Consider the following 22,358-nt stretch of genomic DNA (forward strand, 5'->3'; position numbering starts at 1 on the left):
AAAATAACTCTTGTTGCCTTGAGGTGATTAATATGCAAATTGCACTACAAAAAGTAAAGGCTAGTGAACCGTATTCTTTCTCGGAAACGGTTAATGTATCTGATTTATCTGAGATGGATCAAGATATTAGAAAAATCTCTGACGTTGAAGTTAACGGTGAAGCAACATTAGAGCAAGGTATTTATACGTTTCGATTAAGTGTAGATGGCACAATGATTTTACCGTGTGCAAGAACGTTAGTCGATGTACCTTATCCATTTCATGTAGAGGCTTATGAACTATTTACAACAGAAAGTTATAAAGCCTCTGAAGAAGAAGAGATTCATTTTATTGACCGAGAAGTTCTTGACTTAACGCCTTATATCAAGGAAAATATTCTATTGGAAGTTCCTATTCGCGTTTTTAGTGAAGATACTAAAATCGAGGATGTCGTTGGTGAGCAAGAAGGATTTACCGTTCTAGGTGAAGATGAATACTTAGAACAAGATGCGATGCAGCAAGAAAAGTTCGAGCAAGAGCGAGAACAGAAACAAAAAGTAGATCCTCGACTCTCATCTTTAAAACAATTCTTTGAAAACGATAAGAAATGAAATGATTGATCCTTGATAATATCGGGTCTGATGAGTTAAAGGGAGGTGTAACACATGGCAGTACCAAAGAGAAAAACTTCTAAAAAAGTTAAGCGCCAACGTCGTACTCACAAGAAGCTACATTTACCAGGCATGGTAGAATGTCAAAATTGTGGCGAGTACGCTAAACCTCACCACGTTTGTAAAGAATGTGGAAACTACAACGGTAAAGAAGTTGTTGAGAAGTAATTCAACCAAGTAAAGGTGTCTCGTAATGGAGGCATCTTTTTTTGTATCAAAAAGATCAATATAAGGGTGGGGTTAGGGTGAGTAATGATGTATTACTAAATCTAGACCAAAACAATCAAACAGCAGTTGTTACATTGAATCGACCAGATAAACGGAATGCGATTTCGTTAAAATTAATTGAGCAGTTAGATCAAATCATTGATCAACTTCACCGTGATGAACAAACTAAATTAGTTATTATTACTGGCTCCAGTCCAGCTTTTTGTGCTGGAGGTGACTTAAACGACTTTCACGGTGATATTGGACAAGAAGAAGCGCATCACTTGTTGAAAAAAATGCAACAAGTATTATGGAAAATCACGACATTACCAATACCGACTATAGCTTGGATGAACGGGTTGGCAAGAGGTGGAGGGATGGAATTAGCCTCTGCGTGTGATTTTAGATTTGTTAATGAGATGAGCAATTATGGGTTCACTCAAGGTCAGTTAGCTATATCTACTGGTTGGGGAGGCGGAACGTTATTGTATGAACGGATTCACCCTCAAGAAGCTTATTATTGGTTAGTAACTGCAGATGTCCGTTCAGCTGAACAGTTAAAAGAAATAGGGTTCGCTCAAGGTATATTTAGTAGTGAACAACTAGAATTAAATCATCCTTTAATTGAGCCATATACTAATAGAAGCTATGAACAGTTAAAACACTGGAAAGATCAATGGCTAAAGGCTCAAGATTTACAAAGGTTAAAAAAGCGAATGGATGAAGAAGTCGAAGCCTGTAGTCATATGTGGGTCGGTCAAGAACATAAAGATGCAGTCGCTAATTTTTTTAAGAGAAACGAAAAATAATGTGTCTATCTCCTTCGTTTGTTGCATAAGTTGGAAGTAAAGACCGTGAGCGAAGGAGGAGGCGACGTGTCAACTCGACAAGATGCATGGACTAGAGATGAAGATTTATTATTAGCAGAAATGGTCATTCGATACATAAGAGAAGGTAAAACGCAGATGAAAGCCTTTGAAGATGTCGGAAAAAAACTATCTAGAACTCCGCAAGCATGTGGATTTAGGTGGAACGCTAATTTACGAAAGCAATATAAACAAGCGATTGAGTTAGCGAAGAAAGATCGTAAGAAGTTTAACGATCACTTTACGGTGTCGCAAAGTTCGAATGATCATATGAAAGGTCAAGGGTTGAAGACATTTGATGAATTGATTGCTCAGTTAGAAAAGTTGAAGGTCGAATATGTACCTTCACAAGGGAAAAGAGATCGTCGTTCAATTGATGAGGTAGAACAATTAAAAGAACGATTAACTGATTATGAACAATGTGTTGAGCGTATTAATAAGTTAACACAAGAGGTGTTGGAAAAACACAACTCATAAGAAAAAGGACTTCCTAAAACGATAGGAAGTCCTTTTTCTTGTTTGATATTAGCTTTCCGTCTTCTCTTGAACACCTTCAGGCATCCAAATATAAGGGTTTTCACCGAAGTCACGTTCCATCTCGTAAGTTGCTGGTTGGAAACCTTGTTTCTCCCAGAAATCATGAGAGTTAATGCGCGCATTTGTTTTAATAGGTAAATTGAAAGTTTTTGCAAATTCGACTAACTGTTTTCCGAACCCTTTATGGCGATAATTCTCTAACACTTCAAGTTTCCAAAGCTGCATATAATCTTGCTTTGGTTCGAAGTAATAGTCATATTTTGAACCAACACGATAAAGACTCATTCTAGCGACAAGTTCGTCACCGAAATATATACCATAGAAAGGCGATTCACTATTGTTTTCGATCATATTATGTTCTAAGTCTTCTAACATTGAAAGTTCCTGGATTCCGTAAGCTTTAAACTTTTTAAATTCTTCTAAAGTCTTGAAATTTATTAATAAACGTTCAACTTTTGTCGGCATTTAATCTTCCCCCTTACGTTTTCTGTAGTTTATTATAGTATAAAAGAAAGAACATGAAAACGATATTATCATCAATCCATAAAATTTATCATGTAAAAGTCAATTTTCTGATAAAATATACGTTGTGGTTGAAAAGTACTATTCAGTTTAATTAAAGTAGGTGTCAAAGTATGAACATTGGTGTAATTGGCATGGGTGCTGTCGGTATGTTAGTTGCGCATCAACTAGTATCCAATGGTCATCATGTTACTTGTTATGTTAGACGAGAGGAACAGTTAAAGCAATTAAAACAAACTGGTATATCACTTGTTGAAGGTCATACGGTATACCCAGAAGTGAATTTTACGAATCAGATTAATACTCATGAACTTCTAGTAGTGTGTACGAAACAAACTCAACTTGACCCAGTATTACAGCTCATTGAAACAAATGCTCATTTGCACGGTTCTATTTTATTCTTACAAAATGGTATGGGACATATACAAAAACTAGAAAAATTAAAGCACGAAAGTATTTATGTCGGTGTCTGTGAGCATGGAGTAAATAAAGTGACAGATTCCCAAATCAAATTAAATGGATTAGGGCAAATTAAAGTTACAAGTTTAAACAGTTGTCTAAATGATTCGTTGTATAATCAAGTGAGTGAATCAAATTTCCCCATTACTGTTCATGACCATTTAATAAAAGTTTTAAACGAAAAGTTAGTTGTTAATAGCGTGATCAATCCATTAACAGGATTATATGAAATTCGAAACGGTGAGGTCTTAGACTATTTCAGCATTGAGCAACTGGCTGAACAGCTTACTCGTGAAGCATCAAAGTCGTTAGGGTTAGAAGTAGATGGAATGTGGAAGCTTGTACGAAACATTTGTCGTAAAACAAGTGGCAATAAATCGTCAATGTTAATAGATCTAGAAAACGGAAGAGAAACTGAGATCGATTATATGAATGGTTATTTAGCCAACCGTTATCCATCAGTGCCAACGCATAATTTGATGACGCAATTAATTAAAGCTAAAGAAGAGTTAAAAGGGGTGGAGAAGTGGACATCATCGCAACAATAATTGCATTACTATCGACGATTCCTTTTATAGTTTTTATTATACTGTTTGTTGTGCTTAAAAAATTGACGAACCAAGCAACTCGTTCTACAAAAATGGCCGCGGATCTATCGTGCTTTTTGTTCGTCATTGCATTTATTGGTTTAGTTGACTATTCATTTAATACTTTCCTTTTGTGGGAATTAATGCTATTTTATGTCGTGTTTTTAGCTTTGATTATTACATATCAGTGGCGAAAAGGTGAAGAAATTTATTTAATGCGAGCTATTCGTTTTGTTTGGCGGGCAAGTTTTGTTATGTTATCAGTAGCTTACTTTTTATTAGTGCCTATTGCGATCTTTTTGCAATTATATTGATTAAACGTTAAAGAAGTTAAAGGAAGGTATTACATATGGAAGTTAAACCAATCGAACTAAAACATCAATCAAAGTTAATGAACGACTATCGTGATCGTCAGGAATCTATATATAAACATTTTGAATATGATCCATTTCAATTAAGAAGCTTTAAAAGTAGACAAAGTTTTGTGATGGATGGACAATATCAACGTGAAACTCTCGTTGAAGTTTTAAAAGGACAGAACTCTCGTTGGGGAATGAATGAACAGGTCGAAAGGCATATTGATGAGCTGTTAGACGAACGAGCTACTGTAGTAATTGGTGGGCAACAAACGGGCGTTTTGACCGGGCCACTTTATACGATTCATAAAATTATATCTATCATCATTCAAGCAAAAGAACAACGAGAACATTTAGGCTGTCCAGTCGTCCCTGTTTTCTGGATGGCTGGTGAAGACCATGACTTTTTAGAAATAGATCACATATTTACTTACAATAACCAGCGTTTAAATAAAGTTAGAGTGAATGATCAGCAACCTTTTGATTATAAAGTCCCGATTTCTAAACGGATATTGCCACAAGGTGAGGTACAACAGTTTATTGATGATGTATTTGAAACATTTCAGGAAACTAAATATACTAAATCAGTTTATCAACTAGTCCAAGGTGTGGCTGAAAAAAGTGAAACATATGTTGATTTCTTTGCCTATTTAACCCAACAATTGTTTGCTTCAGAAGGCTTAGTGTTAGTCGATGCTGATGATAAGAGCTTAAGAAAGTTAGAGCGACCATATTTCTTAGAAATGGTTGAAAAGCGAGCTGATATTGCGCTGCAAGTCACAAAGGAACTAAACGAGTTAGCAGAAGATGGTTATCACATTAATTTAGATGCATCACTTTCAGATGCTCACTTATTTTATCATCATGAGGGAGAACGCTTGTTGTTAGAAGTATCAGAAGAAGGCTTAATTCAATCCAAAGGTGGGGAAGTAAGTTTTTCGGAAAGTGAATTTAAGCAATTAGTTTACGATCACCCTGAATTTTTCAGTAATAACGTCATTACTAGACCACTTATGCAAGAGTTAGTCTTCCCTGTACTTTCATTCGTTGGAGGTCCAGGTGAAATTGCGTATTGGGCTGCTTTAAAAGGTGCTTTTAAAGCATTGAATCTTAAATTACCGATTGTGACACCGAGACTTTCTTTAACACTTATGAAACGCAATCATCAATCATTTATTGAACAATACCAAATGGGTGAAGAGGCTTTAATCAATGATGGCTCTTATCATTTCAAGATGAATTGGTTAACGCGTCAAAGTAAATATCCAGTTAAGGAAACAGTTGAAGAAGTTAAAAAGCAACTTGAAGTTGTCCATCAACCACTACAAAGTATTGCTCAAGGTGTAAGTTCTGATTTAGAAGCATTAACAAAGACGAATTTTAAACAAATTGAAGATGAAATTGATTACGTCAAAAAAAGAATTATGAGTGAATTGAAAAAGCAACATGAACAAACAGTTAAGCAATTTGATGAGTTAAATGAATTTTATAATCCAAGTGGTGGTTTACAAGAAAGAGTGTGGAACATTGTGTATTGGTTGAATGAATATGGGCTAGACTTACCAATTCAGTTAACTGAAATACCACCTAGGTGGGAGCAAGATCACCAATTCATCACCTTGTAACCACCTCGTCACCACTCTCCTCCACTTCGTTTACACAATCAAAAACATTGGTATGATGCGGTTTACACGACTGATTTTAAAATTAGTCGTGTATTTTTTTATTTTTTTGGGAAATTAAGTGGTAGAAAGTGGAGTGATGTGGTAAGATTTATTTAAAGGTGGGCGGAGTCTATGTTCATGGGAGAATATCAACATAATATAGACACGAAAGGTCGTTTAATTGTACCGGCAAAATTTCGTGAGAATCTTGGGCAAACATTCGTTATTACAAGAGGTTTGGACAAGTGTCTCTTTGCATACCCGTTAGATGAGTGGAAGCAGCTTGAAGAAAAGTTAAAGCAACTCCCACTTACAAAGAAAGACGCCCGCGCATTTACCCGTTTCTTCTTTTCAGGAGCAGTTGAATGCGAAATTGATAAACAAGGAAGAATAAATGTACCATCACCACTACGCAATTATGCAGCGTTGGATAAAGAATGTGTCGTCATTGGTGTTTCCAATCGTGTAGAAGTTTGGTCTAAAGAACAATGGGACACATACGTAGAAGAATCAGAGGATTCATTTGGAGAGATTGCGGAGAACTTGATGGATTTTGATATTTAATTAATGAGGTGCCAAATATGTTTGAACATTACAGTGTTTTAAACAACGAAGCAATTAAAGGGTTAGACATCAAAGAAGATGGCACGTATGTCGACTGTACGTTAGGTGGTGCTGGCCACTCTAAGCAAATTGTCGAACAGTTAGCAGATGAAGGTAAGCTTATTGCTTTTGATCAAGATGATTTAGCGATCGAATATGCTAAAGAAGTCATGCAAGGTTATGAAAACCAAGTTCATTATATAAAAAGCAACTTTGTGAACTTAGAAGAAGAGTTGAATCAATTAGATGTTGAAGAAGTAGATGGAATCATTTTTGATTTAGGTGTTTCATCTCCACAGTTGGATGAAGGTGAAAGAGGGTTTAGTTTTCACCAAGACGCACCATTAGATATGCGGATGGACCAAGCGAGTCCCTTAAGTGCATATCAAGTTGTTAACGAATGGGCTTATGAAGATTTAGTGAGAATCTTCTTTAAATACGGTGAAGAGAAGTTTTCTAAACAAGTTGCTCGACAGATTGAAAAGAAACGAGAAGAAAAGCCTATTGAGACAACTCTAGAATTAGTTGACATTATTAAAGACGCAATTCCAGCAGCAGCTAGACGGAAGGGTGGACACCCAGGCAAGAGAATTTTTCAAGCCATTAGAATTGCGGTCAACGATGAGTTGAATGTTTTCCAAGATGCACTTCATCAATCAGCAAGGAAGCTAGCGATTGGAGGAAGGTTAGCAGTAATTACGTTCCACTCTTTAGAGGATCGAATTTGTAAACAGGCAATGAAAAAGTGGAGTACTGAACCACCAATCCCAAAAGATATTCCGTTATTGCCAGAACAAGTACAACCACCGTTCAAACAAATTACAAGAAAGCCAATTGTACCGTCTGAAGAAGAAATTGAAGAAAATCGACGTTCTCGATCGGCAAAACTAAGAATCGTTGAAAAAGTGAAAGAATGGGAAGAACAATACGCACTTGATGAAAGGAGATAATAATCATGGCGCTTGAACAAGTAAGAAGCTATCAAGTCCAACAGCCAGTCCAACCACAACGTAGGCAAGATCAACAACCACAACCGCAACAACAACCGGTGAAAAAACCTTGGTTTACAAAAGGCGAAAAAGTATTATATACATTAGGAATTGTACTAGTTGCCGTTCTTGCGGTAGTTGTGGTGAGTTACTCTTCATCAGTAGATACACTTAACCGGGATGTTCAGCAATTACAAACACAAGTGCAAGACGTGCAAGCACAAAACAATTCCTTGCAAGCCGAAGTGCAAGAATTAAGTAATCCGAACCGTATTCTGACGATTGCTGAAGAGAATGGATTAAATATTAGAAATGCAGAAGTAAGACAAGCGAATAATACTCCTTAAGGCGTGATTTAAATGCGTAAAGTCAATCAAAATGGCATTATGCTGTTAATTGTCGTCCTCATTTTTTCGATATTTTTCTTAACGATTATCGGCCGATTTATGTATATTCAAGTAACTGGTGAAATACATTCGGTCGATTTAGTTGCTTATGCAGAGAATATGCGAGAAACGAACACGACTCTACATGCTGAGCGTGGTAAAATATATGACCGATCTGGGATGGCGTTAGCGGATAATCGCCCTGTTTATAATATGTATGCTATTTTAGATGAAACATACACAGGTAATTCTTCAATTCCTCTTCACGTAGATGATGCAGAACATACTGCGCAACAATTATCTACTGTGTTAGATGAGGATGTCGAAAGTATAAAAAGCAGAATTCAAAACGGAATAGATAATGAACGGTACCAAATTGAATTTGGGTCATTAGGGCAAGGGTTGTCCGAATCTGACTATGAAGCTATACAAGAATTAGAGTTGCCTGGAATATACTTTGAACAAACGCTACAACGTTATTACCCTAACGGTTTATATGCTTCTCAGTTAATAGGATATACTGGATATACTGATGATGAAGAGCAAACTCAAGCTCGAGGTGCATACGGTATAGAGTTAGAGTTTGATGAGTATTTAACTGGGAAAGATGGCTTTATTAATTACCAACAGGATCGTTACGGACATCAGTTGAGAAATGCAGAAGAAAAAGTACAGTCACCAGAAGATGGTTTCGATATCCATTTAACAATTGATCAAAAAATACAGTCATTTTTAGAAGATGCATTAACGACAGTAGAAGAAACATATAGTCCAGAGAGAATTATGGCCGGAGTGATGGACCCGAATACGGGTGAAATTTTAGCGATGTCAAACAGGCCGACGTTTGATCCTAATACTCGAGATAATATCGAAAACTGGTATAATGATATGATTTCATCACCGTTTGAACCAGGATCTACGATGAAGATTTTCACGTTAGCAGCTGCAATTGAGGAAGGCGTTTATAACGGTAATGAAACTTTCGAGTCTGGTCAGTTCCAAATAAATGAACATAGTCGTTCTATTCACGACCATGATCGTGATGGTTGGGGTGAAATAACTTATGACGAAGGTATACTAAGGTCCTCAAACGTTGCTATGGCTGAACTACTTTGGAATAAATTGGGGCCAGACACTTACTTAGATTACCTTGAAGCTTTTCATTTGGATCGAATGACAGGTGTTGATTTAACAGGTGAAAGAATAGGGACAATTTCTTATGGAGGCCCTTGGGAACAAATTACGACAGCTTATGGACAAGGTTCAACCTTTACTCCGATGCAAATTATGAAAGCTGCGACAGCTTTAGCGAATGAGGGTGAAATTGTTCAACCGTATGTACTATCAAACATAGAAGATCCAAATAATGGTCAGTTAGTTGAACAGAAAAGTCGTGAAGTAGTAAGTGATCCGATTAGTGGAGAGACTGTTGAGCAAGTAAAAGATCTGCTAGGTCAAACAGTCACTGAAGAAGAAGGAACTGCCAAAGCATTTGCTTTGGATCAATATACGTCATTTGGTAAAACCGGTACGGCATCAATTCCTGATCCTGAGACGGGGTTATATTTGTCGGGCGGGCCAGATTATGTATTCTCATATATCGGTATGGCACCGCAAGACGATCCGCAATTACTAATGTTTGTAGCTGTTAAACAACCTGATGTTGATTATCGTTATGAAGGTAGTGAAACGACATCATATATTTACAGAACTGTCATGGAAAATAGTCTTCATTATCTTGATGTATCTCCTGATCAAGAAGATACAACACACGCTGATGAAACTACGCTCAATGGTTATGCTGGACAGAATGTAGATGATGCAATAAATGAGTTAGATAGTTTAGGCTTTCAAGCGAATATTATAGGTGATGGAAGCTCTGTTGAAGCCATGTGGCCAGCAAGTGGCAGTCAAGTCTTTACGAATCAGCGAATCCTTTTAAAAACAGATGGTCAAATGACGATGCCCGATTTAAAAGGATGGACTTTAAGAGATGTCATTGCTTTAAGCAGAATGACTAATATTGACTTTGATTATATTGGTTCAGGGTTAGTAATTGATCAAAATATAGATGCAGGAAATGCATTTAGTGAGGATCGCCGTTTAGTCGTTGAACTTTCTGAAGAACGAAATGTCGAGGATGAGGATGAAGATGAAGAAGAATACTTTGAATAGGAGTATTTGTTTGTTGTAGTAAAATAACTAAAATGGACAATGGTCTAAAATACCGCAATTTCTCATAAGTTTAATACAAGCATAGCTTGTAAAAGGAGAATGAACATGAGACGTGTTTCAGTTGTTACTGTGAGAAAGCGGTTGGCCATTGTTTTTTTATGTATTGCACTTTATTTTGTTGTTATGCTTGGTAAGTTAGCGTACGTACAACTTATTTCAAGTCCAGAAATAGTAGCGAAAGCTGAAGAACTGTGGAGTCGGGATATTCCTTTTCAACCTGAAAGAGGGAACATTTTAGACAGAAATGGTGAAGTTTTAGTAGAAAATGAAGTAGCGCCTAGTTTGTTGATTGTACCGCGACAAATTGAAGATGTCGATTACGCTGTTGAAGAGCTAAGTAGAGTAATCGATATTGACGAAGCGAAACTTCGAGATCATTTAACGAAAAATGTGTCAGTTGAAGCGATCCATCCAGAGGGTAGGAAGTTAAACAAAGAACAAGTTGAGGCTATTCGAACGTTAAACTTGCCAGGTCTTTATTTAGCTGAAGATTCAAAGCGTTTTTACCCACATGATGAAAAATTAGCACACGTATTAGGTTTTACAGGAATCGATAATCAAGGGTTAATGGGATTAGAAGCTAGTTATGATGATGTCTTAAGAGGCGAACCTGGAGCTTTGTCGTTTTTCTCTGATGCAAAAGGACATCGATTAGAAGAAATGTCAAACCGATATACACCACCTGAAGACGGAAATCATTTATCATTAACAATTGATGCAGACATACAAGCAATTGTTGAAAGAGAGTTAGATCAAGCGGTTGCAGAGTACAATCCTGATGGTGCTCTAGCAATGGTGATGGATCCCAAAAGTGGTGAAATTTTAGCAATGGCAACTAGACCTAACTTTCACCCTAATGAGTACCAGTCGGTTGAACCCGAAGTATATAACCGTAATTTGCCAGTTTTCAGTACTTACGAACCTGGTTCAACGTTCAAAATAATAACATTATCAGCAGCTTTACAAGAAGGTTTGATCGACTTAGATGAAGATGACTTTCATGATCATGGACATATAGAAGTAGGCGGGGCTCGACTACGTTGTTGGCAAAGTGGTGGACACGGAAGTCAAACGTATTTGGAAGTTGTTCAAAACTCTTGTAACCCTGGGTTTGTAAACTTAGGTCAAAAGCTCGGTGAAGAAAAGCTATTTACGTATATTGATCAATTTGGCTTTGGTGAGAAAACAGGAATTGATCTTGAAGGCGAAAGTACCGGGATACTATTTGATGAAGAACAGGTTGGCCCAGTAGAATTGGCGACGACGGCATTTGGTCAAGGTGTTTCTGTTACACCCATTCAACAAGTTACTGCAGTTGCAGCGGCCATAAATGGGGGGTACCTTTACGAACCATATGTAGTGAAAGGTGTTGTCGACCCTATAACCGGTGAAATGGTACAAGAACGCGAACCTAATCTTAGAGAACGTATTATTTCTACAGAAACGTCAGAAGAAGTAAAGCGTGCATTAGAACACGTAGTTGCAAAAGGAACTGGGCGAGGAGCTTACGTCCATGGTTATCGTGTAGGTGGTAAAACGGGTACAGCCCAAAAGGTTGGTCCAGATGGGCGTTATTTGGAGAATGACCATATCGTATCATTTATTGGCTTTGCACCAGCAGATGATCCAGAATTGTTAGTTTATGTTGCTGTAGATAACCCTAAGGATGTTCTGCAATTTGGTGGTGTTGTTGCCAGTCCGATTGGTGGTCGTATTATCGGTGATTCATTAAGACATTTAGACGTACCTGAGCGTGAAGGTGGTCTAGAAAAAGATTTTCAATGGCCCGATATGCCAACTGTTGAAGTTCCTAACCTAGTAGGAGAAACGGTCAATGACCTTCAACAATATTTAGCCAACATTACGATCGAAGTTGAAGGGGAAGGCGATGTTGTCATTTCCCAAGCTCCATCAAGTGGAACGGTTGTTGAATCTGGTTCAACTATTAGAGTGTTTCTAGGTGATGAAGAAACTCAATAATTAGCCGATAAATAACTTTTATTCAATGTTCCAAAATAATTATTATAGACTAGTGTAGAATTTGTTATAATGTATGTAGATTAATTTAAAGGTAGTGGTGAAATGAAGTTATTAGATTTAATTAATAACCTTCAAGTTATAAAATTGGACAATAAAGATGAACTATCAAACTTAGAGATCACGTCTATTGAGATGGATTCAAGGCAAGTAAGCGAAGGGTCGTTGTTTGTATGTAAAGAAGGTCTTACATTTGATGGTCATCAATTTATTGATGATGCAGTTGAAAAGGGTGCGAAAGCTATTGTTGCCCAAAGACCTGTTAAAACTAATGTTCCTGTTATTTTAGTGCCAAGTACGAAGCAAGCTTTAGCGCAATTGGCTGATACATTTTACGGACAGCCGAGCCAACAGCTAAGTATGATTGGAATTACCGGTACTAATGGTAAGACTACTTTAACGTATTTATTAGATGCCATTTTTAGCAAGGCTCATCATAAAACGGCAGTTATTGGAACAATCGATATGAAAATCGGAGAAAAACGTTACCCAGTACAAAATACAACTCCTGACCCTTTATTTTTGCATAAGCATTTAAGACTTATGTTAGATGAAGGTGTCGATACAGTCATTATGGAAGTATCTTCACACGCGTTGAAACAAGGTAGAGTGTTTGGGATCGACTTTGATACAGCAGTTTATACAAACTTATCACAGGATCATTTAGACTATCACCCAACGATGGAAGATTATGCTTATGCGAAATCTTTACTTTTTGCACAGTTAGGTAATACTTATTCTAAGGCAAAAAAGGCTGCAATTATAAACAGTGATGATCGTTATGCTGAACTAATGATGGATGCGACGGCTCAACCGATCGTTAATTATAGCTTAGATGGATCAGCTGTAATCAATGTAGAAGATTACAATATATCGCCTAGTGGATTAACGATTAACCTTAATACTCCAGATGGACCAGCGAACATCACAACGAAGTTAACGGGCAAATTTAATATATATAATATATTAGCGGCCGTAGGAACTGCTTACCAACACAACATATCGTTGGAAGTAATTAGTGAAGCAATTAAAGGAATGGAAGGTGTTCCAGGTCGTTTTGAATTAGTTGATTCAAAGCAAAACTTCTCAGTCATTGTTGATTATGCTCACACACCTGATTCATTAGAAAACGTATTGCAAACAATTGATGATCTTAAAGAGCATCGTGTTATTACAATTATCGGTTGCGGTGGTGATCGTGATCGTACAAAACGCCCATTAATGGCTGATGCTGCTATGAAGTATAGTGATCACGTCATCTATACATCGGATAACCCAAGGTCAGAGGATCCTAGTGCTATTTTAGCCGATATGACACGTCACTTAAGAGACGATGATGAGGTGTTTACTGTAATTGAAAATAGAAGAGAAGCAATTGAGCGTGCTGTTCAAATTGCTGAAAAAGATGATATTATATTAATCGCAGGTAAGGGACATGAGACTTATCAAGAAGTTAATGGAGAACGTCACCACTTCGATGATCGTGAAGTAGCTCGCGAAATGGTTCAATTACGTATGAGTCTTTAATATATAAAAATAGCATTATATCAGCCGATATTTATATATCGGCTGAGTGAATTAAGAGGAGTCATAACATGAAAAAGTTTTCGGCTGATTTTTTACATAAAATATTTTTAGAGTATCAAGGTAGCATAAATCAACAATTAGATATAGAAACTATCTATACTGATAGTAGAGAAGTTGTTACTAATGGTTTGTTCGTGCCTTTAATTGGAGAACGGTTTAATGGGCACGATTTTCTTTTGCAAGCGATTGATAAAGGTGCTGTAGCTTCACTATGGTCTAAAAGAGAGGAAGTCCCAGCTGATTTACCAGATAATTTTCCACTATTTTTTGTTGAGGATCCTTTAGAAGGCTTACAACAACTTGCCACAGCATATCGTGATTACATTAACCCAACAGTTATTGGAGTGACTGGCTCAAATGGTAAGACGACAACAAAAGAACTAATAGGTTCTTCGTTGAGTGAGTTTTATCAAGTAACTAAAACCGAAGGGAATTTAAATAACCTAATTGGCTTGCCGTTATCAATACTTCGCATGCCAGTTCAAACAGAGGTTTTAGTTTTAGAAATGGGTATGAGTGGTTTTAGCGAAATTGAGCAATTATCTTACATTGCAAAACCGGATATTGCTGTTATTACGAATATTGGTGAGTCTCATATAGAACATTTAGGGAGTAGAGAAGGGATCTCTAAGGCCAAACTTGAAATAGTAGAAGGTTTAAGTGAAGATGGTGTATTGGTAGTCGATGGAGATGAACCACTATTGGAAGTAGATTTACCTCAACGTGTTGTGACTTGTGGGTTTAATTCTGGGTTAGACTATGAGGTAAAAGATGTTGTACAAAGTCAGAATAAAACGACGTTTAAGATTAACGATCAACTATTTTCGATCCCTTTGTTAGGTATGCATCAAGCAAAAAATACGGCATACGCTTTAGCAATCAGTGACTTATTGAATATTGATGCTAGTAAAATGGCGTATTCTTTGGCGAACTTATCACTTCCTGGTATGAGGTTTGAACAAATCGAAACAGAGTCAGGAGCAGTGATTGTTAATGACGCATATAATGCTTCGGCTACTTCAATGCGCGCATCAATTGACGTTATAAAACGTTTTTCTCAAACTTATAAAGTATTGGTTTTGGGTGATATTTTTGAGTTAGGTCAATTTGCAGAGAGCGAACATCGTAAAGTAGGGGAAATAATCAATCAAGAAATTGATGTCGTTTTCACAGTTGGCCAAGATAGTCAATATATTATTAAAGCACTACCTAATGATTTTAAAGGTAGAGCAGAACACTTCGAAGATCGAGATATGTTAATGAACGAATTAGAAAAATATATAAAAAATGATACGGTTGTATTATTTAAAGCATCAAGAGGTATGAAATTTGAACAATTAATTCAACATTTTATTTCTTAAAGTAGGAAAAGAAAGGAAGAATAGGTTTTGTCACAAACATTTATTTTTATAACAATAGCAGTTGCATTTTTAATTGCTGTATTATTATCACCAATCTTAATACCATTTTTACGTCGATTAAAATTTGGGCAAAGTATACGAGAAGAAGGGCCGGAATCACACCAAGCTAAATCAGGAACACCAACAATGGGCGGTGTGATGATTATTTTCTCAGTTGTAGCCACAACATTAATTCTCGTTTTAAGAGATCCACAGACGTTGTTCTCTACGGAATTATTTATATTATTATTTGTGTTAATTGGTTATGGTTTAATCGGATTTTTAGATGACTTTATTAAAATAACGAAAAAACGTAACTTAGGTTTAACATCAAAACAAAAGATGTTTTTCCAATTAATTATTGCCATTGTTGTTTATATTATTTTATACAATAGTGCATTCCCTACTGATGTAGCGATTCCTGGGACAAATTTCTCAATTGACTTAGGATGGGCTTACGGCATCTTGATTTTAATTATGTTAGTAGGTGCATCAAATGCTGTGAACTTAACAGATGGATTAGACGGGCTTGTAGCAGGTACAGCTTCTATTGCTTTTGCGGCGTTTGGTATTATCGGTTGGGCTTTTGGTATGCCAACAGAGGTTGTAATCTTTACTTTTGCAGTTGTCGGTGCATTGTTAGGGTTTTTAGTGTTTAATAGTCACCCGGCAAAAGTATTTATGGGAGATACAGGTTCATTAGCGATCGGTGCTGCCATTGCTATTATTGCTATTTTAATGAAACTTGAAATCTTATTAATAATTATTGGTGGTGTCTTTGTCATAGAGACATTATCTGTAATCATTCAAGTAATCTCATTCAAAGCGACAGGTAAACGTGTGTTTAAGATGAGTCCACTTCACCACCATTACGAATTGGTAGGTTGGTCAGAGTGGCGTGTCGTCATCACATTCTGGGCAGTAGGATTCGTTTGTGCCGCGTTTGGGGTTTATATTGAGGTGTTGATGTAGTGAAGACGTTACGTGATTTTCCATATAATAAAGTGTTAGTACTAGGGTTAGCGAAAAGTGGAGAGGCAGCTGCACAATTATTATACGATAGTGATGTGCCCTTTATTATTAATGATCAACAACCATTTGACCAAAATGAAAAGGCTCAATATTTTAATCGTTTAGGTGTTGAAACAGTGACAGGTCATCATCCTTTAGAAGTGTTAGAAGGTGTTGACCTAGTTGTTAAAAACCCTGGTATTCCACATCATCACAACATTATTCAAGAAGCAGAAAAGCTAAATGTTCCTATTGTAACTGAAGTGGAGTTAGCTTATGAAATGATTGATGGTCCGTTAATTGCGATTACTGGAACGAACGGTAAAACGACGACGACAACTTTAATTTATGAGTTGTTGAAAGAGGCGGGACAAGAACCACTTCTAGCAGGTAACATTGGACAAGTTGCATCTGAAGTTGTCCGTAAGCAAAAAGATCAGCAGCCAGTAGTGATGGAATTATCATCATTTCAACTAAAAGCAATACAGAATTTCAAACCGGATGTATCAGTACTTTTAAATATTACTGAAGCACATTTGGATTACCACAAGTCCCGTGAAGATTACGTTAGCTCAAAACTTAATATTATTAAACGACAAACAAATGAGGACCTAGTTGTCTATAACGGTGATGATTCGACAGTGACTGAACAATTAGATGATCGTGCTGTTCAAAAAATGGCTTTCACTATTAATCATTTTAGTCGAAGAGGTGCATCTTTTGACGGGCAATCGATTTATTTTAACAATGAGTGGGTCATAAATTGTGAGAACGTTGTTTTACCAGGTATGCATAACCTTGAAAATGTTTTAGCAAGTGTCGCAGTAGCTAAGCATTTCAGTGTTAAGAACGAGGTCATTCAAACAGTCTTATCCCGTTTTATTGGTGTTAAACATCGATTACAATTTGTAGAAAATAAAAAAGGTCGATTATTCTATAATGATTCAAAAGCTACGAATATTTTAGCTACAACGAAAGCATTACAGTCTTTTAACCGACCTATTGTGTTAATCGTTGGTGGATTGGATCGAGGTAATGATTTTGATGAGCTATTCAAACAGTTTAGCCATGTTAGAAGTTGTGTTGCATATGGTGAGGCGAGTGAGAAAATAAAACAAGCTGCAGAACGTCATCAATTTGACGGTTTGTGTGTTGTAGATAATTTGGAACATGCCACACAAAAGGCATATGAACAAAGTATAGAAGGTGACATCATTCTTCTTTCACCAGCATGTGCTAGCTGGGATCAATTTAAATCATTTGAAGATCGAGGAGACATGTTTATCGAAGTCGTGCATAAGCTTTAATAGGGGCTTGTACGACATAAGCCCCAACTTCAAAACTTGGAGTTAGGGGTGTTTTTTTGGATTATAAACAAGAAAAATTAGATTATGTGTTACTAACAGCAATTGCCATCTTACTTTTAATCGGTTTAGTCATGGTTTATAGCTCTTCTTCTATATGGTCGGATTACAAATTTGGTGATTCTGGCTTTTACTTAAAACGACAAGCATTATTTGCATTGTTAGGTGTTATTGGAATTGTGATTACATTAAAAATTCCGTATTATAAATGGCTTCAATATTCTGTTACAGCATACGTACTCTGTTTCTTGTTACTTATTGCTGTTTTAATTCCGGGAATTGGAATGGTTCGAGGGGGAGCACAAAGTTGGATTGGTGTAGGTGCTTTTAGTATTCAACCGAGTGAATTTATGAAGATCGGTATGATTTTACTATTTGCAGCTGTGCTACCTAAAATCCAACGCGAGTTACGCCAGTTCTCAAAAGGTTTCTTACCGATGTTATTATTGCTCGTTGTACCGTTTGGATTAATTATGTTGCAACCTGACTTAGGAACAGGCATTGTGTTCGTTGGAACTGGAATGTTGATGCTATTTATTGCTGGTGCTAAGATTAGTCATTTCGTATTCCTTGCTAGTATTGGCTTAGCGGGTTTAGTGGCGTTAATTGCATCAGCTCCATATAGAATTAGTAGGATTACAGCCTTTTTGAATCCGTGGGAAGATCCGCTTGGGGATGGATTTCAGATTATCCAATCTCTATATGCAATCGGTCCTGGAGGTTTAATGGGGCTGGGTTTCGGGAATAGCATGCAAAAGTACTTTTATTTACCTGAACCTCAAACTGATTTTATCTTTGCGGTAATCGCTGAAGAATTAGGTCTTATTGGCGGGGTATTTATACTTGGTTTGTTTTTAATCGTTATTTGGAGAGGGATATTAATTGCTCTTAACACGCAAGATTTATCAGCATCCCTTTTAGCATTTGGAATTACAGCGATGATCACAATCCAGGTGATGATTAACATCAGTGTTGTCATTGGCTTAATTCCAGTAACAGGTATCACCTTACCTTTACTCAGTTATGGTGGTTCATCCTTAACGATTACATTACTATCTCTCGGTGTGTTGTTAAATATTAGTAAGTATGCGAAAATAAACTAGAAAATAATTGCTGTTTATAGAAGTTCGTTATTTTTTACAGTAAAAGAGTCTAACTCTTTTTACTGTTTTTTTATTTTTGTTTTACAAAACATTAAAAATAATCAAATTAGAACAAAATACCTTATTATATCAGTGTTAATCTATGCTATAATAGAACAATAACTCACTTTTAAATAGAGTTGTAAGGTAATTCTCAAGATTAGATTATAAGGAGTAGCTTTTTGAATGGCTGATAAAAAGATAGTATCGATAGAAGATCGTATACCTCAACTCAAACAAGCTAGAAAAAAGAAAGCGAATAGACGCTTTATAATCTATCTAACGTTAATCATTATGTTGATCCTTATAATCGTTTATATGCAATCACCGTTAAGCCATGTTAATTCTATAACTGTTGAAGGCAATGAAATGGTTGATGAGGAAACAATTATTAATTACTCAAGTGTTGGATTCGATGAGTCTTTTTGGAATGTCGATACAAATGATGTAATGGAAAAAATTGAGCAACATCCTGAGGTTAGACATGCAGAAATTAATAGAAGTTGGTATAATACTTTTGTTATATTCGTACAAGAGTATGAACGAGTAGCTTATCAAAAAGACGGAGATTATTATTATCCAATATTACAAAATGGAGATAAAATCGATGAAGTACAGTTAAATCAACCACGAGAAGATGCACCATTACTTCATGGCTTTGAAGATGAGATGTTGCAAAGGATTGCTTATCAATTATCGCAAATACCTGAGTCTATTAATCTACTAATTTCTGAAATTTATTGGGCACCAGATGAAACTAATCGAGAAAGAATTCGCTTATTTACTGTTGATGGGCAAGAAGTTATAGGTGTTGTATCTAACTTTGCGAGTAAAATGAGCACCTATCCATCAATTGCTTCTCAACTATCAGACGATATTGATGGTATTCTTCACCTTGATGTAGGTGCTTACTTTGTCCCGTATGAAGGTGAAGATGTCGAAGAAACAGAAGAACTGGAATTTGACGAAGAAGTATAAAAAATGTAGAAATTTGTTATTCGTTGAAGGTATTAAGGACTTTAAAGTTGAAGTTAACAAGTATAGTAAAACATGGAGCCAAAAAATTGAAAGGAAACGAAGGCGTAATTGGAGGTGCAATCATGAACCGAAGTGAAATATTAGTAAGTCTGGATATTGGAACTTCTAAAGTAAAAGTCATCATTGGTGAAGTATCCAATGATACTATAAATGTCATCGGCGTTGGAACTGCAGAATCTGTAGGGATGAAAAAAGGTGCAATTGTTGATATCGATCAAACTGTACATGCTATCCAAAATGCGGTGGATCAAGCTGAAAGAATGGTAGACATGGCTATTAAAAGTGTTATTGTCTCAATTAATGGTGATCATATTAGTTTGCAAGATTGCCATGGAGTTGTTGCAGTATCGAGTGAGACGCGTGAAATTGATCAAGAAGATGTAACACGTGTCATTGATGCTTCACAAGTAATGCAAATACCACCAGAACGTGAAATCGTAGATGTTATACCTCGTCAATTCATTGTTGATGGCCAAGATGAGATAAACGACCCTCGTGGCATGATTGGTGTTCGTTTAGAAATGCAAGGAACTTTAATCACTTGCGGTAAGACGAATTTACATAACATTTTAAAATGTGTAGAGAGAGCAGGGTTACAAGTTCAGGACATTTGCTTGCAACCACTTGCAGCTGCTGAAGTTGCTCTTTCTCAAGATGAAAAAACTTTAGGTGTTGGCTTAGTTAATATCGGAGCTGGTAGTACTACAGTCTCGTTTTACATAGACGGTTACTTAGCAAATACATCAGTGATTCCATTAGGTGGAGACAATATCACTAAAGATTTATCTATTGGCTTGAAAACAACGACTGAAGAAGCAGAACAAATTAAATTAGAACATGGTCATGCTTACCTAAATTCAGCAATTGAAGACAATTCTTTTAATGTTAAAACAATTGGAACAGATGATCAACAAACATTTAACCAAGTGCAAATTGCAGAAATAATTGAAGCAAGAATAGATGAAATTTTCCAGTTCGTACTTCAAGAATTTAGACGTATGGGTTATCCTACGTTACCAGGTGGGTATGTGTTAACTGGAGGATTAATGCAAGTACCAGGTGTAGTTGACTTAGCAAGAGATGTGTTTCAAACAAATGTACGAGTAGCCATTCCATCTCACATTGGTGTTAGGGAACCACAATTCACAGTAGGACTTGGTACCTTGCAATTCGCTTATCGAAATGCGAAAATACAAGGTAAAGATTATGGGGTAGGAATTGAAGGGCATCAAGCTAAACAAGAACAAACTCCTAAATCTGTTAATACGAAAGAAAAGCCAAAACGAAAAGTAAAAGAAGAACCAAAAGACAAAGATGGTTTTATGAAAAAGATTCAGAATTATTTCTTTGATTAATTGCACGTTTCCTTCAAAGGTAGTGTTAAAAAGGGAAAATGATCAAGTAGGAGGAACGAGACATGTTAGATTTTGAAGCAAATATGGACCAATTAGCAACAATAAAAGTAATTGGTGTTGGTGGCGGTGGCTCCAATGCCGTTAATCGCATGATTGAACATGGTGTACAAGGTGTAGAATTTATTGCAGTAAACACAGATGCGCAAGCATTAAATTTATCTAAGGCTGATACTAAACTACAAGTAGGTGAAAAACTTACACGTGGTTTAGGTGCTGGTGCAAACCCAGAAGTAGGAAAAAAAGCTGCAGAAGAAAGTAAGGAAGTTCTCGAAGAAGCACTACAAGGTGCAGACATGGTGTTTGTTACAGCTGGTATGGGCGGTGGAACAGGAACAGGCGCTGCTCCTGTTATTGCCCAAGTGGCAAAAGACATTGGTGCATTAACTGTTGGTGTCGTAACTCGTCCTTTCTTATTCGAAGGACGTAAACGTTCAACACATGCTACAAGCGGTGTCGACACTTTAAAAGAAAGTGTAGATACATTAATAGTTATTCCTAATGATCGTCTATTAGAGTTAGTGGATAAAAATACGCCAATGCTAGAAGCGTTCCGTGAAGCAGATAATGTTTTAAGACAAGGTGTACAAGGCATCTCAGACTTAATTGCAGTACCTGGTCTAATTAACGTGGACTTCGCAGACGTTAAGACGATTATGTCTGATAAAGGATCTGCTCTTATGGGGATCGGCGTTGCAACTGGTGAAAGTCGTGCAGCTGAAGCAGCTAAAAAGGCAATATCATCACCATTACTAGAAACATCTATTGATGGTGCCCATGGAGTCTTAATGAATATATCAGGTGGACAAAACTTAAGCCTTTATGAAGTACAAGAAGCAGCTGAAATTGTAACATCTGCAGCTGATCAAGAAGTAAATGTAATTTTCGGTTCTGTTATTAACGAAACTTTAAAAGAAGAGATTGTTGTAACAGTAATTGCAACTGGATTTGATGAGAGTGAAGAAAGTGCAAATAACCAACAGCAACAAACTCGCCCAACTCAAGCGAGTTCGAGTCCATCTTCAGTTGGACAACAACCTAGAAGAGAACGCCCAACACAAACACAACGTCCAGGTTATGAAGAGGAAACATTAGATATTCCAACATTCTTAAGAAACCGAAACCGTGAACAGTAATAATTGAAAAAAGATAAACCCGAACGAAGTCAAAACATAACCTCGTTCGGGTTTTGTGTATTAGTACTTAATTTTTCCCAGTCTCTTTTTTACTTACAATCATTTCGTAGAAAATTAAGTAATTTAACCTTAATAGAATTCATTATGCTTTAGATGACCTGCCTGTTTAA

The 22,358-nt window shown here is 36.6% G+C and carries 21 protein-coding genes; 20 read left to right on the top strand and 1 reads right to left on the bottom strand.

Annotation, left to right across the window (positions count from 1 at the left end; all coding sequences use genetic code 11):
- Positions 1 to 32: 32 nt before the first annotated feature.
- The 4 genes from J2R98_RS01515 (at position 33) to J2R98_RS01530 (ending at position 2,200) form a co-directional block, all read left to right on the top strand.
- Positions 33 to 590 (top strand): YceD family protein, encoded by a 558-nt coding sequence (locus J2R98_RS01515; protein ID WP_307065422.1) that lies wholly within the window; start codon positions 33 to 35, stop codon positions 588 to 590.
- Between the two features lie 54 nt (positions 591 to 644).
- Entirely contained in the window at positions 645 to 818 is a 174-nt protein-coding gene (rpmF, locus tag J2R98_RS01520) for a 50S ribosomal protein L32 (RefSeq protein ID WP_017187868.1), read from the top strand.
- A 77-nt stretch (positions 819 to 895) separates the two neighbouring features.
- Positions 896 to 1,666, top strand: coding sequence for an enoyl-CoA hydratase/isomerase family protein (locus J2R98_RS01525; protein ID WP_307065426.1), 771 nt, complete (start codon positions 896 to 898; stop codon positions 1,664 to 1,666).
- Positions 1,667 to 1,732: 66 nt separating this feature from the next.
- The gene (locus J2R98_RS01530) at positions 1,733 to 2,200 is read left to right on the top strand and encodes an RsfA family transcriptional regulator (RefSeq protein ID WP_307065428.1); all 468 of its coding nucleotides are present in this window, start codon (positions 1,733 to 1,735) and stop codon (positions 2,198 to 2,200) included.
- A gap of 48 nt (positions 2,201 to 2,248) precedes the next feature.
- On the opposite strand, the gene J2R98_RS01535 is transcribed toward J2R98_RS01530, so the two are convergent.
- Positions 2,249 to 2,725 carry an N-acetyltransferase gene (locus J2R98_RS01535; protein ID WP_307065430.1) on the bottom strand — a complete coding sequence of 159 codons (477 nt, stop codon included), beginning with the start codon at positions 2,723 to 2,725 and terminating at the stop codon, positions 2,249 to 2,251.
- 170 nt (positions 2,726 to 2,895) lie between these two features.
- Here J2R98_RS01535 and J2R98_RS01540 point away from each other — a divergent pair, with 170 nt between their 5' ends.
- From J2R98_RS01540 to ftsZ, 16 genes are all read left to right on the top strand, one after another.
- Positions 2,896 to 3,789, top strand: coding sequence for a 2-dehydropantoate 2-reductase (locus J2R98_RS01540; protein ID WP_307065432.1), 894 nt, complete (start codon positions 2,896 to 2,898; stop codon positions 3,787 to 3,789).
- Positions 3,768 to 4,142, top strand: a complete 375-nt coding sequence (locus tag J2R98_RS01545) for a DUF3397 domain-containing protein (RefSeq protein WP_307065434.1) — start codon at positions 3,768 to 3,770, stop codon at positions 4,140 to 4,142. The genes J2R98_RS01540 and J2R98_RS01545 overlap by 22 nt, the downstream gene beginning before the upstream one ends.
- Before the next feature lie 35 nt (positions 4,143 to 4,177).
- Complete coding sequence (bshC, locus tag J2R98_RS01550; RefSeq protein ID WP_307065437.1) at positions 4,178 to 5,809, top strand: bacillithiol biosynthesis cysteine-adding enzyme BshC; 1,632 nt, start codon at positions 4,178 to 4,180, stop codon at positions 5,807 to 5,809.
- Between the two features lie 171 nt (positions 5,810 to 5,980).
- Positions 5,981 to 6,412 (top strand): division/cell wall cluster transcriptional repressor MraZ, encoded by a 432-nt coding sequence (mraZ, locus tag J2R98_RS01555; RefSeq protein ID WP_307065439.1) that lies wholly within the window; start codon positions 5,981 to 5,983, stop codon positions 6,410 to 6,412.
- A gap of 17 nt (positions 6,413 to 6,429) precedes the next feature.
- Positions 6,430 to 7,401 (top strand): 16S rRNA (cytosine(1402)-N(4))-methyltransferase RsmH, encoded by a 972-nt coding sequence (rsmH, locus tag J2R98_RS01560; protein ID WP_307065441.1) that lies wholly within the window; start codon positions 6,430 to 6,432, stop codon positions 7,399 to 7,401.
- A 5-nt stretch (positions 7,402 to 7,406) separates the two neighbouring features.
- Complete coding sequence (ftsL, locus tag J2R98_RS01565; RefSeq protein WP_307065443.1) at positions 7,407 to 7,787, top strand: cell division protein FtsL; 381 nt, start codon at positions 7,407 to 7,409, stop codon at positions 7,785 to 7,787.
- Positions 7,788 to 7,799: 12 nt separating this feature from the next.
- Positions 7,800 to 10,001, top strand: a complete 2,202-nt coding sequence (locus J2R98_RS01570; protein WP_307065445.1) for a penicillin-binding protein — start codon at positions 7,800 to 7,802, stop codon at positions 9,999 to 10,001.
- A gap of 105 nt (positions 10,002 to 10,106) precedes the next feature.
- The gene (locus J2R98_RS01575; RefSeq protein WP_307065448.1) at positions 10,107 to 12,041 is read left to right on the top strand and encodes a stage V sporulation protein D; all 1,935 of its coding nucleotides are present in this window, start codon (positions 10,107 to 10,109) and stop codon (positions 12,039 to 12,041) included.
- Positions 12,042 to 12,143: 102 nt separating this feature from the next.
- The gene (locus J2R98_RS01580) at positions 12,144 to 13,625 is read left to right on the top strand and encodes a UDP-N-acetylmuramoyl-L-alanyl-D-glutamate--2,6-diaminopimelate ligase (protein ID WP_307065450.1); all 1,482 of its coding nucleotides are present in this window, start codon (positions 12,144 to 12,146) and stop codon (positions 13,623 to 13,625) included.
- A 68-nt stretch (positions 13,626 to 13,693) separates the two neighbouring features.
- On the top strand, positions 13,694 to 15,046 hold the full coding sequence (locus tag J2R98_RS01585) for a UDP-N-acetylmuramoyl-tripeptide--D-alanyl-D-alanine ligase (protein WP_307065452.1): 1,353 nt from the start codon (positions 13,694 to 13,696) through the stop codon (positions 15,044 to 15,046).
- A gap of 27 nt (positions 15,047 to 15,073) precedes the next feature.
- Positions 15,074 to 16,057: a phospho-N-acetylmuramoyl-pentapeptide-transferase gene (mraY, locus tag J2R98_RS01590; RefSeq protein WP_307065454.1), complete on the top strand. Its 984-nt coding sequence runs from the start codon at positions 15,074 to 15,076 to the stop codon at positions 16,055 to 16,057.
- Positions 16,057 to 17,403 (top strand): UDP-N-acetylmuramoyl-L-alanine--D-glutamate ligase, encoded by a 1,347-nt coding sequence (murD, locus tag J2R98_RS01595; RefSeq protein ID WP_307065456.1) that lies wholly within the window; start codon positions 16,057 to 16,059, stop codon positions 17,401 to 17,403. The genes mraY and murD overlap by 1 nt, the downstream gene beginning before the upstream one ends.
- Positions 17,404 to 17,459: 56 nt before the next feature.
- Complete coding sequence (gene spoVE, locus J2R98_RS01600; RefSeq protein WP_307065458.1) at positions 17,460 to 18,563, top strand: stage V sporulation protein E; 1,104 nt, start codon at positions 17,460 to 17,462, stop codon at positions 18,561 to 18,563.
- Between the two features lie 225 nt (positions 18,564 to 18,788).
- The gene (locus J2R98_RS01605; protein WP_307065460.1) at positions 18,789 to 19,580 is read left to right on the top strand and encodes a cell division protein FtsQ/DivIB; all 792 of its coding nucleotides are present in this window, start codon (positions 18,789 to 18,791) and stop codon (positions 19,578 to 19,580) included.
- Positions 19,581 to 19,702: 122 nt separating this feature from the next.
- The gene (ftsA, locus tag J2R98_RS01610) at positions 19,703 to 20,995 is read left to right on the top strand and encodes a cell division protein FtsA (protein WP_307065462.1); all 1,293 of its coding nucleotides are present in this window, start codon (positions 19,703 to 19,705) and stop codon (positions 20,993 to 20,995) included.
- Between the two features lie 62 nt (positions 20,996 to 21,057).
- Complete coding sequence (gene ftsZ, locus J2R98_RS01615) at positions 21,058 to 22,188, top strand: cell division protein FtsZ (protein WP_307065464.1); 1,131 nt, start codon at positions 21,058 to 21,060, stop codon at positions 22,186 to 22,188.
- Positions 22,189 to 22,358: the final 170 nt, after the last annotated feature.

The organism is Alkalibacillus filiformis, assembly GCF_030814115.1.
Classification (GTDB): Bacteria; Bacillota; Bacilli; order Bacillales; family Alkalibacillaceae; genus Alkalibacillus; species Alkalibacillus filiformis.